14 protein-coding genes are annotated in these 14,163 nt (G+C 62.0%); 9 read left to right on the top strand and 5 right to left on the bottom strand.

From position 1 onward, the window contains the following. Positions 1–313 precede the first annotated feature (313 nt). On the top strand, positions 314–3,538 hold the full coding sequence (locus REH59_RS24490; protein WP_014859900.1) for a DUF6543 domain-containing protein: 3,225 nt from the start codon (positions 314–316) through the stop codon (positions 3,536–3,538). Here REH59_RS24490 and REH59_RS24485 read toward each other — a convergent pair. After that, positions 3,469–4,302: an IclR family transcriptional regulator gene (locus tag REH59_RS24485; RefSeq protein WP_003251668.1), complete on the bottom strand. Its 834-nt coding sequence runs from the start codon at positions 4,300–4,302 to the stop codon at positions 3,469–3,471. The genes REH59_RS24490 and REH59_RS24485 overlap by 70 nt on opposite strands. A gap of 112 nt (positions 4,303–4,414) precedes the next feature. Here REH59_RS24485 and hmgA point away from each other — a divergent pair, with 112 nt between their 5' ends. The 3 genes from hmgA to maiA are packed head-to-tail and all read left to right on the top strand — an operon-like array spanning position 4,415 to position 7,657. Continuing rightward, on the top strand, positions 4,415–5,716 hold the full coding sequence (gene hmgA, locus REH59_RS24480) for a homogentisate 1,2-dioxygenase (protein WP_014859901.1): 1,302 nt from the start codon (positions 4,415–4,417) through the stop codon (positions 5,714–5,716). 3 nt (positions 5,717–5,719) lie between these two features. Further along, positions 5,720–7,012 (top strand): fumarylacetoacetase, encoded by a 1,293-nt coding sequence (gene fahA / locus REH59_RS24475; protein ID WP_014859902.1) that lies wholly within the window; start codon positions 5,720–5,722, stop codon positions 7,010–7,012. Positions 7,013–7,024: 12 nt separating this feature from the next. Beyond that, on the top strand, positions 7,025–7,657 hold the full coding sequence (maiA, locus tag REH59_RS24470) for a maleylacetoacetate isomerase (protein WP_003251674.1): 633 nt from the start codon (positions 7,025–7,027) through the stop codon (positions 7,655–7,657). Here the strand turns inward: maiA and REH59_RS24465 are convergent. Beyond that, a complete protein-coding gene (locus REH59_RS24465; RefSeq protein WP_004575364.1) occupies positions 7,651–8,457 on the bottom strand; it encodes a SirB1 family protein in 807 nt (268 codons plus the stop codon). The genes maiA and REH59_RS24465 overlap by 7 nt on opposite strands. A gap of 124 nt (positions 8,458–8,581) precedes the next feature. Between REH59_RS24465 and REH59_RS24460 the strand changes: the two genes are divergently transcribed. After that, positions 8,582–9,601, top strand: a complete 1,020-nt coding sequence (locus tag REH59_RS24460; RefSeq protein WP_003251677.1) for a Leu/Phe/Val dehydrogenase — start codon at positions 8,582–8,584, stop codon at positions 9,599–9,601. A gap of 58 nt (positions 9,602–9,659) precedes the next feature. On the opposite strand, the gene REH59_RS24455 is transcribed toward REH59_RS24460, so the two are convergent. After that, a complete protein-coding gene (locus REH59_RS24455; protein ID WP_003251679.1) occupies positions 9,660–9,923 on the bottom strand; it encodes a YebG family protein in 264 nt (87 codons plus the stop codon). Positions 9,924–10,466: 543 nt separating this feature from the next. Between REH59_RS24455 and REH59_RS24450 the strand changes: the two genes are divergently transcribed. After that, complete coding sequence (locus REH59_RS24450; protein WP_003251685.1) at positions 10,467–10,937, top strand: phosphate-starvation-inducible protein PsiE; 471 nt, start codon at positions 10,467–10,469, stop codon at positions 10,935–10,937. A gap of 3 nt (positions 10,938–10,940) precedes the next feature. On the opposite strand, the gene REH59_RS24445 is transcribed toward REH59_RS24450, so the two are convergent. After that, positions 10,941–11,231, bottom strand: a complete 291-nt coding sequence (locus REH59_RS24445) for a DUF3509 domain-containing protein (protein ID WP_003251688.1) — start codon at positions 11,229–11,231, stop codon at positions 10,941–10,943. A gap of 121 nt (positions 11,232–11,352) precedes the next feature. Further along, entirely contained in the window at positions 11,353–11,700 is a 348-nt protein-coding gene (locus REH59_RS24440) for an HPF/RaiA family ribosome-associated protein (RefSeq protein ID WP_003251689.1), read from the bottom strand. A 255-nt stretch (positions 11,701–11,955) separates the two neighbouring features. Here REH59_RS24440 and REH59_RS24435 point away from each other — a divergent pair, with 255 nt between their 5' ends. The 3 genes from REH59_RS24435 to REH59_RS24425 are packed head-to-tail and all read left to right on the top strand — an operon-like array spanning position 11,956 to position 14,161. Beyond that, positions 11,956–12,261 carry a DUF3649 domain-containing protein gene (locus REH59_RS24435; protein ID WP_003251691.1) on the top strand — a complete coding sequence of 102 codons (306 nt, stop codon included), beginning with the start codon at positions 11,956–11,958 and terminating at the stop codon, positions 12,259–12,261. Beyond that, positions 12,258–13,835, top strand: coding sequence for a PepSY-associated TM helix domain-containing protein (locus REH59_RS24430; RefSeq protein ID WP_014859903.1), 1,578 nt, complete (start codon positions 12,258–12,260; stop codon positions 13,833–13,835). Before REH59_RS24435 ends, REH59_RS24430 begins: the two co-directional genes overlap by 4 nt. Continuing rightward, the gene (locus REH59_RS24425) at positions 13,835–14,161 is read left to right on the top strand and encodes a DUF3325 domain-containing protein (RefSeq protein ID WP_014859904.1); all 327 of its coding nucleotides are present in this window, start codon (positions 13,835–13,837) and stop codon (positions 14,159–14,161) included. The genes REH59_RS24430 and REH59_RS24425 overlap by 1 nt, the downstream gene beginning before the upstream one ends. Positions 14,162–14,163 lie beyond the last annotated feature (2 nt).

The raw sequence follows: 14,163 nt of genomic DNA, 5'->3' as shown, positions 1-14,163 counted from the left end.
CTGACAGCCAGGATGCATTTTCAGATTTCAAAAAAAAGGCCGCTGCAAGCCGCAGCGGCCAATCGAGACGTCAGATCAAGGAGCTTCAAAATCTACGTCGGTGAACCTCGCAGGCTTGAAAGGCGGGGGGGAGAGCCCTTCAAGCCGGCCAGTGAGTCAAGAATAAGCGCTTGATCCGTTAGGAAAAATAGCTTCTGCCGACATTCACCTTTACGTTTCAGGCAACAGTGCCAAGTGCGGGGTAAGCTTCCCTGCGCTACTGCCTTTATCATCCGTTCACTCTGCTGCCTCCTTGTATTTTGGAGCGCAGTTCATGTCTTTCGATTTCAATCTCGGCAGCCCCGATTTCAGTGAAGGGTGCCCAGGTGCACGCTCTGTGAAAGAACAGGTGAAGGCCATGATGGCCCACGCCCAGGAGCTGCAACAGCTGATGGCTGCGGTTGCGCAATTGGGCAGCCTGATACCGGAGGCGCATCGACAACAGTTCACCGAGCAGAAGCGTTTGCCGTTGGCGGTTGTCGAGTCGCTTGTGCCGCAAAGGCAGGCGGTTCTTGACCAGTGGTGGGAGCAACAGTCCAGATTAAGTTTGAAACCACTTACCCTGGCGTCCCATTTGATCCAGCTGATGTTTGCTGAAACGCGCCTCAAGGCTCTTACGTTCAAGGCCTGGGAAGCCGGTATCGAGGCCCTTGAGCAGGACGGGGACATAAACAAGCATGAGGTGTATCTGGTTGCCGGAGATTTGCGCTTTCGCTTGCCGGGTGTCGTTGCCAGCCGTCATGACCTCGAACAGAACCCGGACGCACCTGCGGATTTTCTGATTTACAGCTTGGCCAGCGGTTGCTGGTTCGACACTGAACGCGCGCGCGCAGCCAGCGCACTCGCCCCAGCCTTTGCTGAAGGCAGCCCGTTGCGTTGGCTGTTGTCTTCGCAAGAGCGGGCGGCGTTGTCTACAGAGGGTTTGACACTCGATTTCGTGCCGCTGCAAGTACCACTTCACAGGTATTTCATCCGTGATCTGCGGGCTATCCAGCTTAAGGCCACCCAGCGCAGCCTGCGGATCAAGGTCGATGACGCGCGGCGTCTGGCCCAGCTCGACAGTGCGGCTCGGCTTGAGCCTCTGGTAGCTGCGCTGCAGAAACGTGCGACGCGGCATGTGCGAGCGTACCGCACCAGCCTGCTGCCCGAATGGCGGCGATTCATGCAGGGCGAGGAACTGCAAGCCTATCGACAACTGGAAGATGACCTGCAGGTGAAGGAGCAGCGTTGCACCGAGCGTCTGGCGCAATGGCGCGACCTGCGCAGCTTCGCCAAGAAACAGGTCAAGCAAGCCCTTGGCCTGGATATCGACCCCGAGCAGGTACGCGTGTGTGTCAGTCACGTCGATGACCCTGAGCAGGCGATGAAACACACCCTGCTCGATTGGGCGTTGAGTGGTGGCTACAGCGGGGGCCAGCTCAAGGTCGAAGTCCTGGGGGAGCGGCACCGTTCATTGTTGGGGAGTACCTCTATCCAGAGCGTGATCGAAAAACTGGATTTGCGCGTGAACTACGTCAAACAGATCCGTACGCTCTATGACGACGCTTTGACCATGGCCGCACTGTGCGAGGTGCTTGATGCGCGGCTGGCGCTGGCCAATCAGGCCGCTCGTCATCAAGGGTTTCACCCGGCTGGGTTCGATCTGCTGCACCACGCACGCCAGGGGAACATGCAGGCCAATGCCATCAGCGCCGGCCTGGTTTGCCTCAATGGTGCGCAAACGCCCTTGAAGGATCTGCTGTGTCTGGTGCAGGGCGATCAGTACTTGCTCTACGCCCCTGGAGCACCCGGAGGCGATTTTCATCTTTTCGATTCACTTCAGGAAATGGCGCTCGAAATCGGTAGCTGGACCTTGTGGCCGGTAGGCAGTGAGTACCTGCTGGGGCAATGCTCGCGGGCCCAGCATGATTCGCTCAAGCGCCATTTGCGCAAGGTCGAGATGCTACCCACCGACTGGACCATGCACAGCGTGACGCTCGCGCCGATCAAGTCGCAGCAGTGGCCGGCTGTGCTCAAAGCTCTGGCCAGGCGCAAGATCATTGCCCTGATCGAGGATCAACAGGCCACCACGCCAAGCTGGTTCATCAACGCCAGTCGTGCCGAGCAGCAGGCACTGGTTGATATCGATCAACTGCTCAAGCTTGCGCAGGCCAGGTACCAGTCGCTGATGAAGATGCCGAGCTTTCGCACCTTCGCCCATCGACAGGTGACGGAAAAGATCAACTCATACCCGGGCAATCGCGGCGGCCCAATCAACCCGGATCAGGTATTGATAACGCTGGAAGAGGATGCCATTCGCACACTGACACAGACTGTCATCAAAGGTTATCCCACGTATTACAATTTCTCCGACTTTGCCCGCATCACCTCGGCTACCGGCCAGGATATCTCGCACCTGAGCCCGGCGCTGCTGGGGAGCTACATTCGTGCTGCCGACCTGGGCAACAAGTACATCGAAGAAGTGAAAGCGCAGTTACTCGACCGCTCCAGGCCGGAATATGAAAGGCTCAGGCAGTGTTATCGCACGCTCTTTGCTTTGAAGATCAGGCGTGCCGTGCTCAGTGAGAAACTTCAGGGCCGATTGTCGGGCCGCCATGCGCAGTGGCTGGAATCGGTGATCGACAGTTTTTCGGGGACCTCGATCGACGCGGCGTGCAACCTTTATCCGTTGTGGATGGACGATTGCCCTGTTCAAGGTGCCTACCTGCTGAAGCATGCTCGTGACCGCGAGCTTGAGCCTTTGGTCTATCTGCCAGAAATCGAGCAAGGCCCCACGCTGCGGACCCTCAGCGAGCTGGCAAGGACTTGGCGTGAGCACGACTTGGCAGGTTATTGCCAAGACCGCGTGCCGTTATCGAGCCAGTCGCGCTTGAACGCATGGATCGAAGAGCAACTGCGCGCCGGGGATGGCATTGAGCTGGTGCTGGACGCCGTTGCCCGAGGCAGGGGCGTGCGGCCGCCGATAGGGGAGACCGGGCGTATCGGGGATCCTGTCCAGGACCTGGAGAAACGTATCAGGCGGATGATCAACGAAGCCGCCGAAGACAGCGCCGGTGCTGCCGAGCGTATTTCGGCCGTGGTGGTGGAGTGGGGGATTGTACTGGCCGGCATCCTCACCGTGCCGTTTCCGCCGGCGGCTATGGCCGTCGGGCTGTTCTGTGCGGCCAGGTCCTTTGTCACCGGCGCCATCGCGTGGAGCGATGGCGACCGTTCCGCCGCCTTGCTGTCGTTCGCGGCGGGGGTTGCAGGAACGGTGGCTTCCACGGGGGTTTTGGCGCGGCTGTTCGGTGCCGCGCAGAAATACATCACCGTACTTTCTCGTGCAGAGGTGTCGCAGCCCACGGCCTTCTCGCGTGTGATCGGGCGGCTATGCGATGACTACGGCGATTTGGTGAGCGAGGTGGCACCCGCCCTTTATGACGGCTTCTCTCAGGAACTGCTCTGGCTCGTCGAGGAGGAAACACAAGACGTCGAAGCGCAGTGTGGGTTGCCCGCGTAACCCATGCGCCAGCTCACGGTTCGTGCGGCCGTGAGCAGGCGCTGCGCCGCCGGCCCATGTTCATCGGCATGGAAGATCGACGTCGGCCCGACCACAGTCATCACCGCCGCAATCTGCCCCAGGGCGTTGAATACTGGCGCCGACAGCGCATCCACCCCCGGCATCAGCAGGCCATGCACATGGTGCAGGCCCTGTTCGCGGATGCCGGCCAGCAGTGTGTCGTAGTCACTGGCGGTTTGTTGCAAAGCGGCCAGTTCCCTGTCGCGCAGCTCCTGGGTTTCTCGCTCGGGCAGGTAGGCGGCGAATACCAGCCCGGTGGACGAGCTGAGCAACGGCAGCACCGAACCGATCTGGGTCACCACGGTGACTGCGCGCACGGCAGGTTCGATGCTTACCACCGTGGCCCCCTGGTTGCCCCACACAGCGATGAAGCAGCTTTCGTTGAGCTCATCTCGCAACTGCGACAACGGCATTGCCGCCACCTTCAGCACATCGATGCTGCCCAGCGCCGCCAGCCCCACCCGCAATGCCTCGCGCCCCAGCCCGTAATGGTTGGTGGCCGCATCCTGTTCGGCAAAACCACTCGCAATCAGCGCCTGCAGGTAGCGATGCACTTTGCTTGCAGGCATCTGCACGTGCTCGGCCAGGCGTGATAATGACGTCGAGGGTGAGAGTTCGGCGAGGGCCTTGAGGATGTCGGTGCCGACTTCCGCCGAGCGGACCTTCTGCTTGCCGGTGTCGGTGGGGGAGCTGGCTTTGGCCATGGGAGGGGAGGTTCCGGATTTATCGTGTCGCCTTTATAGCTTGACGCCTTGAGCGGAGCAAATTACGTTATTCGTAATCTGATTACGATAAAAACAAAATCCGGAGGCATCGATGAACCGCGACACGTCGCCCGACCTTCACTACCTGAGCGGCTTCGGCAACGAATTCGCCAGCGAAGCATTGCCCGGGGCGCTGCCTGTCGGGCAGAACTCCCCGCAGAAGGCCCCGTATGGCCTGTATGCCGAGCTGCTGTCGGGCACGGCGTTCACCATGGCCCGTAGCGAGTTGCGCCGTACCTGGCTGTACCGCATTCGTCCCTCTGCCTTGCACCCACGCTTCGAGCGCCTGTCGCGCCAGCCGCTCGGCGGGCCACTGGGTGGCATCAACCCCAACCGCCTGCGCTGGAGCCCGCAGCCGATTCCTGCTGAACCGACCGATTTCATCGAAGGTTGGCTGCCCATGGCTGCCAACGCCGCAGCGGAAAAACCGGCTGGCGTGAGCATCTACATCTACTGCGCCAACCGGTCCATGGAACGGGTGTTCTTCAACGCGGACGGTGAGCTACTGCTGGTGCCGGAACAGGGCCGCCTGCGCATCGCCACCGAACTGGGCGTGATGGAGGTCGAACCGCTGGAAATTGCGGTGATCCCACGTGGCATGAAGTTCCGCGTCGAACTGCTCGACGGCCAGGCCCGTGGCTATATCGCGGAAAACCACGGTGCGCCGCTGCGCCTGCCGGACCTGGGCCCGATCGGCAGCAACGGCCTGGCCAACCCCCGCGACTTCCTCACGCCCGTGGCCCACTACGAAGAAGCCGAAGGCCCGGTGCAACTGGTACAGAAGTTCCTGGGTGAACACTGGGCTTGCGAGCTGCAGCACTCGCCACTGGACGTTGTGGCCTGGCATGGCAGCAACGTGCCGTACAAGTATGACCTGCGCCGCTTCAACACCATCGGCACCGTCAGCTTCGACCACCCGGACCCCTCGATTTTCACCGTGCTCACCTCGCCAACCAGCGTGCATGGCATGGCCAACATGGACTTCGTGATTTTCCCGCCACGCTGGATGGTGGCCGAGAACACCTTCCGTCCGCCATGGTTCCACCGCAACCTGATGAACGAGTTCATGGGCCTGATCAATGGCGCCTACGACGCCAAGGCCGAGGGCTTCCTGCCGGGTGGTGCCTCGTTGCACGGGGTGATGAGTGCCCATGGCCCCGACGCTGAAACCTGTGAAAAGGCCATTGCCGCTGACCTGGCGCCGCACAAGATCGACAACACCATGGCCTTCATGTTCGAGACCAGCCAGGTGTTGCGCCCGAGCCTGCAAGCCCTTGAATGCCCGCAATTGCAGGCCGACTACGATAGTTGCTGGGCGACCTTGCCGAGCACCTTCAACCCGAACCGGAGATAACCCATGAACCACACTGCCAATGCCCGTAGTTGGGTCGAGCACGCCAACGGGCACAGCGACTTCCCGCTGCAGAACCTGCCCTTGGGCATCTTCAGCCGGCCGGGTGAAGCCAGGCGCTGTGGCGTGGCGATCGGCGACGCGATCCTCGACCTGGAGGCGGTGCTGGCCGCCGGCCTGTTCGACGGGGCGGCCAAGGCCGCCGTTGAAGCCACCCGCGGCGGGGCGCTGAACGCATTCTTCGCTTTGGGCCGCAACGCCCGCGTAGCCCTGCGCGAGCGTTTGCAGGTGCTGCTTGGTGAGCACAGCGAACACCAGGCGGCCTTGAAGCCGGCGTTGTTCCTGGCCAGTGACTGCCAGTTGCACGTGCCGGCGCAGATCGGTGACTACACCGATTTCTACGTTGGCATCGAGCATGCGAAGAACGTGGGCAAACTGTTCCGCCCCGACAACCCACTGCTGCCCAACTACAAGTACGTGCCGATCGGTTATCACGGCCGCGCCTCCACCATCCGCCCGTCCGGCACCGACGTGCGCCGGCCCAAGGGCCAAACCCTGCCGGCCGGGCACACCGAGCCGAGCTTCGGCCCTTGCGCTCGTCTGGACTACGAACTGGAACTGGGTATCTGGATTGGCCAGGGCAATGACATGGGCCAGGCAATTCCAGTAGGCGATGCCGCCGAGCACGTAGCCGGCCTGTGCCTGCTCAACGATTGGTCGGCGCGCGATATCCAGGCTTGGGAATACCAGCCACTGGGGCCGTTCCTGTCCAAGAGCTTCATCACCACCATTTCGCCTTGGGTGGTCACCGCCGAAGCGTTGGAGCCGTTCCGCTGTGCTCAGCCGGCACGCCCCGAAGGTGACCCGCAGCCGCTGTCGTACCTGCTGGACAAGCGCGACCAGGCCAGTGGTGCATTTGATATCGAACTCGAAGTGCTGCTGCTGACCGAGCGCATGCGTGAGCAGGGCATTGCCCCGCACCGCCTGACCCTGAGCAACACCCGCAGCATGTACTGGACCGTGGCGCAGCTGGTGGCGCATCACAGCGTCAACGGCTGCCAACTGCAGCCAGGTGACCTGTTCGGTTCGGGCACGCTGTCGGGCGCCACGCCGGGATCGTTCGGTAGCCTGCTGGAGATCACCGAAGGCGGCAAACTGCCGGTTGAGCTGGCCAGCGGCGAAGTGCGCAAATTCCTCGAAGACGGCGACGAAATCATCCTGCGTGCCCGCTGCACACGTGACGGCGTAGCCAGCATCGGTTTCGGTGAATGCCGCGGCACGGTCATCGCAGCCAACTGAGGAGGCAGGGGTATGGAGCTGTACACCTATTACCGTTCCACCTCGTCCTACCGGGTGCGCATTGCCTTGGCACTGAAGGGGCTGGCTTACCAGTCCCTGCCGGTCAACCTGCTGCAGGGTGAGCAGCGCGGCGAGGGCTATGTAGCCGTCAACCCGCAGGGCCGCGTACCGGCCTTGCGCACCGACGGTGGTGAGGTGCTGGTGCAGTCGCCGGCGATCATCGAGTACCTGGAAGAGGTTTATCCACAGCCTGCGTTGCTGCCGGCCACCGCCGAGGCACGGGCCAAGGTACGTGGGGTGGCGGCCATCATTGGTTGCGACATTCATCCGCTGCACAACGTCAGCGTCCTCAACCGGCTGCGCCAGGCCGGTCAGGATGAGGGGCAGGTCAACCAGTGGATCGGCCACTGGATCAGCCAAGGGCTCGCGGCAGTGGAGCAACTGATTGGCGATCACGGTTTCTGCTTTGGCGACACGCCAGGGCTGGCGGATGTGTACCTGATCCCGCAGTTGTACGCGGCCGAACGCTTCAACATCGACCTCGACAGCTTCCCGCGCATCCTGCGGGTTGCCGCACTGGCGGCCGCGCACCCGGCGTTCGCCAAGGCCCACCCCGCCCAGCAGCCGGACAGCCCGGCTCAGTGAAGTGAACGGTTCGTCGCCGGAAGCTTGCCGATTCGCTCGGACAGCTTCAGGCGCTGGACCGGGTCTTCCGTCAGCAGCAATGCATGCTCCAGGTCGAAGCGCTCGGCCTGTGGGCAATCCAGATGATGGTAGAGCGAGGCGCGGGTCATGTAGTCGCTTACCTGCACCGGGCCCAACTGCATGATTCGCTCTGCATCGATCAACGCCGCCAGGTGGTTGTCGTTACTGATGTGCAGTTGGCGCAGGTTGCGTGACAGGCGTTGCAGCATCTGCAGCGGGCTGGCGCTGCGCAGGTGCTCGGCGGTCAGCGCCAGGTGCGGGCCGAACTGGCGCGCCAGCAATTCGCGGCAGTCGCTGGGGTACAGGCGCCGGCCGCCGCAGGGATCGAGCAGGTGGTCGGCACCCGGCACGCGCAGCAGGAAATGGCCAGGGAAGCCCACACCCTCCAGCGGTATGGACAGGCGCCTGGCCAGTTCCAACGCGAGGATGGCCAGGGTCAGTGGTTGGCCGCGGCGGCGCTGCAATACCTTGTCCATCATCGCCGCATGGGGGCGCAGGGGGTGATATTCATCCTGCTGAAAGCCCAGCGCATTGAGCTGGCGCAGCAGTGGCTGGGCCAGTTCGCAGAGTGGAAGCATCGGCAGGTTGGCGCTTATCTCGCGCTGCAGGTCGTGCAGCGCAGCAAGGCTGGCCGCGGGCTCGACACCCGGGTCGTGCTCGGCAGCAATCCACAATGCGGCTTCCAGCAGGTCGACAGGCTCGCGTTCCAGGCAGGCCAGGCAGGCTTGACGTGGCTTCATGGGGCATCTCCACACACGTTTGAGTATTAGCCGTGGCGCGTGGTTTCGTCCAGTGGTCCGGCGGCGGCGTCAAGGCTGAGGCCGTGCCTATACTGGAAGGAGCACCTCGTAGGGGAGCCGGTCGATGTTCGCGCTGATGCAAAGCACCCGTACCCAGTCACTGCACCTGTTCAATGACCCGCCTACAGGCCTGAAAGCCGTTGTGGCAATCCACAGTGAGCATTTGGGCCCGGCCATGGGGGGGTGCCGCTACCTGCCTTACGCCGATGACGAAAGCGCCATGACCGACGCGATTCGCCTGGCCCAGGGCATGAGCTACAAGGCAGCACTGGCCGGCTTACCGATGGGGGGTGGCAAAGCGGTGATCATGCGCAACCCGCATGTGGAAAACCGCGCCGCGCTGTTCGAGGCCTTTGGCCGCTTCATCGATACCTTGCATGGGCGCTTTATCATCGCCGTGGACAGTGGCACCTCGACCTTGGACATGGACTGCATTGCCCACAGCACGCCCTACGTGACCAGCACCACTGCATCGGGCGACCCATCGCCACATGCGGCGATGGGGGTGTTCGCGGGCATACGTGCCACAACCTCGTTCCGGCTGGGCAGCGATGACCTGAGAGGCTTGCGGGTAGCGGTGCAGGGGTTGGGCAATGTCGGTTATGCACTGGCGGAGCAACTGCATGCGGTGGGCGCGGAGCTGCTGGTCAGCGACCTGGACCCGGGGCGGGTGCGGCTGGCGATGGAGCAGTTCGATGCCAAACCGGTGACCAACGATGCGTTGATCAGTACCCCTTGCGATATCTTTGCACCCTGCGGCGTGGGCCCGGTACTGAACGGGCAGAGCGTGATGCAACTGCGTTGTGCGGCAGTGGCGGGGGCGGCCAACAACCAGCTGACGACCTTGCAGGTGGCAGACCAGCTGGAGTCGCGCGGCATATTGTATGCACCTGACTACGTGATCAATGCCGGTGGGCTGATCTATGTGGCACTCACCCACCGTGGCGAAGACCAAGGCACCATTACTGCGCACCTGGCGCGGATTCCTTCACGGCTGACCGAAGTATTTGGCCATGCGCAGGCGGAGAAGCGTTCGCCGGCAAGGGTGGCACAGATGTTGGCGGAGCGGTTGTTGTATGGCTGAAGGTTGCTGATGGCGTTGTTGCCCACTTCGCCGGTAAACCCGCACACCTCGGGCGATATCACTCGGCAGCAGTACCCTCAAGCAATTCGGCCAATGCATCCGGCTGGCTTTTGAACGCCCGGGCGAACACATCGCGGTTCTTCGCCATGTAGATACCGGCTTCCTCGACCTGCTGCTCGGTCAGCGACGGCACCGCCTTGTGCAACACTTCGGCCAGGCGCTCGGCCAGTTCGAGCATTTTGTCGTGACGGTCTGCTTCGGCCTTATCCATGAACAAGCGCTCCGGGTCGCGGCTGCTGCGGTACACCACTTCGACGGCCATTCATCACCTCTATGCCTTTTTGCTGGTTGTGTTGCGATTTACTGTATCTATATACAGTAATGGCAATGCTGGTTGGTTCGCAAGCAGAAATTGTAGCGTGGCATAGACCGAGCGCTGCGGGTGCGCCTTTGCCAGGAACAATTGGTTCGAAACAGATGTTGGAGCGGGCTTGCCCGCGAATGCGGTGGCGACTGCGACGGTGAATGACCGGGAGATATTGGCCGGCAGGTCCGGCCTATTCGCGGGTAAACCCGCTCCTACAACGGGTTGTGGGAGCGGGCGAGCCCGCGAAGAGGCCGGACCTGCCGGCACATTAACCAGCCTTAGTGCGAAGTTCCTGGGCTCAGCGGGCATCTGCACCTGAACCAGTGCCGACTCAAGCAGAGGCCGCAGCGTCTCCAGTTCATGCATCGTGCCACGCCTCAAGGTGTCTTGCGGCAATCGGTCGCCTTCCAAGACAGGGGCTTGGCCCTTTAACTGCATGGCACAAGCGTCACATCAGCGACGCATCATCCTTAAAGACGTATCGGGGAATGGAACATCGTGAACATCAAATGGGCAGAAAAACTGCGCAAGGGCCTGCACGGCTCGGCCGACTCGCTGGGCAACCTGTGCGTCGAGGCGTTCCATTACCTGGCGCTGTTCGGCATTGGCGCGATCACCGCCTACGCGGCGGTGGTGACGTTCCTGGACATGCTGGGCAAGGGCGGGATCAGTGTCGATGACATCCTGCTGTTGTTCATCTACCTGGAGCTGGGGGCGATGGTGGGGATCTACTTCAAGACCAACCACATGCCGATCCGCTTCCTGCTGTACGTGGCAATCACCGCGCTCACTCGCCTGCTGATCGGCGATGTTTCGCACCACAAGGCACCCGATGAAGGGCTGTTGTACCTGTGCGGCGGCATCCTGTTGCTGGCGTTCTCGATCCTGGTGGTGCGCTACGCTTCGTACCGCTACCCCTCGACCAAGGTGCTGGACGCCAACGGCAAGGCAGTGGAGGAGGGCAAGTAGCCCTCAGTTGGCAATGAAATGGCGCGGCTCGTGGCGGGCGTCACGGGTCAGCGCGGCCAGCACTTGCAGGGGGTTCTGGCTGAGTTCGATCGCAAGGCCCAGGCGGATGCTGTCGATCACCCGTTGCAGGCGCACCGGGTCGTTGCGTTGGGCCGGGGTGATGAGGCGCTTGGCGACCACGCCGGCGTCGTCGGACAGGGTCAGCATGATACTGCCGTCGAGGTTTGCAATGCTCAGGTTCACCCGGTATTCGGGGGCGAATGCAGCACTGATTCGTTCGAATGGGTTGTTCATGGTCTTGCTTCTGCGTTGAGTGAATGCAGAGGTTGACCGGGACGTTCGCACGTTGGTTCAGCGCCATTGATCGGCACAAACGAAAACGCCCGGCTCAAGGCCGGGCGTTTTGCATTGCCGATCAGGCGTCCGGGTCACTCAGTTCCAAGACGCCGCGCTTGCTGCGCAGCTTGCCGTAGAAGTGCTCCAGCGCGTGATTGAGCTTGGTGGCGGCACCGTCGACTGCCTGGTCCAGCGAACTGGCGGTGTGGGTCACGGAAATCGGTTGGTGGCCTTTCGGGCGAGCCTCCATCTGGCAGCGTTTGTCATGCGGTCCGGGCTTGACGCCGTTCTCGTCGCGCAGGTGAACCTCGATGCGGGTGAGGTCTTCTTCGTAACGTTCCAGCGAGTTCTGCAGTGTGCTGCGGACCCACTGGTCGAGCCGGGCGTTACCGTCGAAATCGTTGCTGCTGTTGACCTGGATTTGCATGATTCAATCCTTATTCAGCTTGCTCGCATGGAGACGCGCCTAGGCCCTTGAGACCCTTGGAATTTCTGCGCCTCTTGACTCTAAGGTCAGGCAACTGCGGAATGAATTCAAGCCCTTTTTGAAAATAAATTTCTTGTTGCAAATGGGCTTACCGTGACGCGTGGCTCGTACGGCCAAATGGGTAGAGGGGCTGGGCTTTGCTTATGAGAATTGAAATCATTATTATTGCAGCCCCAAGAACGCCCGGACCTCGCCATGACGCGCAAAACCGCTGGCCTCCCGCTCAGCTATCGCCTGGCCGTGACATCCCGTAGCCTGGCCGCGCTGCTGGGCGGCTATCTGCTGGCGTCCCTCGCGAGCGTCTGTATTGCCTTGCTGGCGCCACTGCCCAAGGTCGATGCCACGCTCACCGGCCTGCTGCTGTCGTTCGTCTTCTACCTGCTGGCGTTCATCTGGTGTTTCGCCTGCCGCAGCGCCTGGCGTGCCTGGTTGGGCGTATTGGCGCCAAGCCTGCTGCTGGGCGTGATCAGCGGCGTTGCCTACTGGATGAAAAACGCATGAAAGAAGGCTTCCGCCAGGCCATGGCCTGGCTGCACACCTGGACCGGCCTGATATTCGGCTGGCTGTTGTTCGCCATCTTCCTTACCGGCACGCTGTCGTACTTCAAGGAAGAAATCACTCATTGGTCACAGCCTGAAGTGCGCAGCCATGCCCTGGACCCGATCAATAGCCTGGCGGTAGCTCAACGTTACCTGCAGGACAATGCAGGGCATTCGAGTACCTGGTTCATTCGCATGCCGAACGAACGGGAGGCCGCCTTGAGTGTGGGCTACCGCGACCCCAGTGGCGGCCCGCGTGGCTTTGTCAGGAAAACCCTCGATACCCAGACCGGCCAGCCGGTGGACGCACGTGACAGCCGCGGTGGTGAGTTCTTCTACCGCTTCCACTTCCAGCTTCAGATGCCTTACCCGGTTGGCCGTTGGCTCTCGACGTTCTGCGCTTTCATCATGCTGCTGGGGTTGGTCACCGGCATCATTACCCACAAGAAGATCTTCAAGGAGTTCTTCACCTTCCGCCCTGGCAAGGGGCAGCGTTCCTGGCTGGACGGGCACAATGCCATCGGCGTGCTGGTGCTGCCGTTCCACCTGATGATCAGCTACAGCAGCCTGGTGCTGTTCATGTACATGGTGATGCCGGCGGGCATCATGGCCAGCTACGGCAATGACACCGACAAGTACTTCAATGACCTGTTTGGCCGCAACGATGCGCCCAAGGCGGCCCAAGTGGCCACGCCGCTGGTAGCGTTGCCGAGCCTGTACGCCAAGGTGCAGGCGCTGCAGCCGGGGGCGCGTGTTGGCAGCATCCAGGTGCAAAACCCGGGCGACAGCAATGCCCGCGTCACCTTCACCCAATCGGCAGCCGACCACGTGGCTTATCGGCGTAGCGCCAACTGGACATTCGATGGGGCCAGTGGTGCGCTGTTGAGCCAGGGCAAGCCGGAGAGCGGTTTAATGATGACCGCCTTCAGTTTCGCCGGCCTGCACATGGGTAACTTTGCCGGGCCTTGGCTGCGCTGGCTGTATTTCTTCTTTGGTGTGGCCGGTACGGCGGTGATTGGTACCGGGTTGGTGATGTGGTTGGGCAAGCGCCAGCTCAAGCACGCCAAGAGCGGAGCTGTGCCAGGGGAGCTGCGCCTGGTCGAAGTGCTCAATATGGCCAGCATGAGTGGCTTGTTGCTGGCGGTGGCGAGCTTCTTCTGGGCCAACCGCCTGGTGCCCATGGCTGTCGAAGGCCGGGCCGACTGGGAGGTCAATGCTTTCTTCATCGCCTGGGGCCTGTCGCTGGTGCACGCCGTGCTGCGTAGCGGGCGCAAGGCCTGGGGCGAGCAACTGGCGCTGGGTGCGCTGGCCTTCGCCCTGCTGCCGTTGCTCAATGGCCTGACGACTGACCGGGGCTTGAACCATTCGGTACTGGAGGGCGACTGGGCCATGGCCGGCTTCGATCTGACAGCCCTGGGGACCGGCCTGTTTCTGGCCTGGCTGGCCCACAAGATGCTGGCCAGCCCAACCCCCGTAGCCAAGCGCGCGGCGCGTGCGACAAAAAAGTCGAGCATTGAAACGGTGGAGGTGAGCTGATGCTGGGTAACGCACTGATTGCCTTTGCGGGCTTCGTTGCCCTGTGCCTGGCGATGGAAAAGCACTTCAGCGACTTGCTCGGGCGTAAGCCGAGCCCCAGGCACTTGCTCCTGTTACGTGTTGCAGGTTGGCTGCTGCTGATGCTGTCGCTGGTGCTCAGCGTGTACCTGCGTGGCTGGGCCCTCGGCCTGGTGGAGTGGACCGCAGTGATGATGGCCGGGGTAACACTGTGGGTGTTCGGCCTGCCGTACCAGCCTCGTCTGCTGCTGGGCCTGGCTGCCGTCAGCGTGGTGCTGGGCCCCCTGCTGGCCGTATCTGCTGCGTGATC

The organism is Pseudomonas sp. BO3-4 (genome assembly GCF_034044115.1).
In the GTDB taxonomy this organism is placed as follows: domain Bacteria; phylum Pseudomonadota; class Gammaproteobacteria; order Pseudomonadales; family Pseudomonadaceae; genus Aquipseudomonas; species Aquipseudomonas alloputida.
The sequence above is the reverse complement of the archived record's forward strand: the minus strand, read 5'-3'. Positions and strand labels throughout refer to the sequence as shown.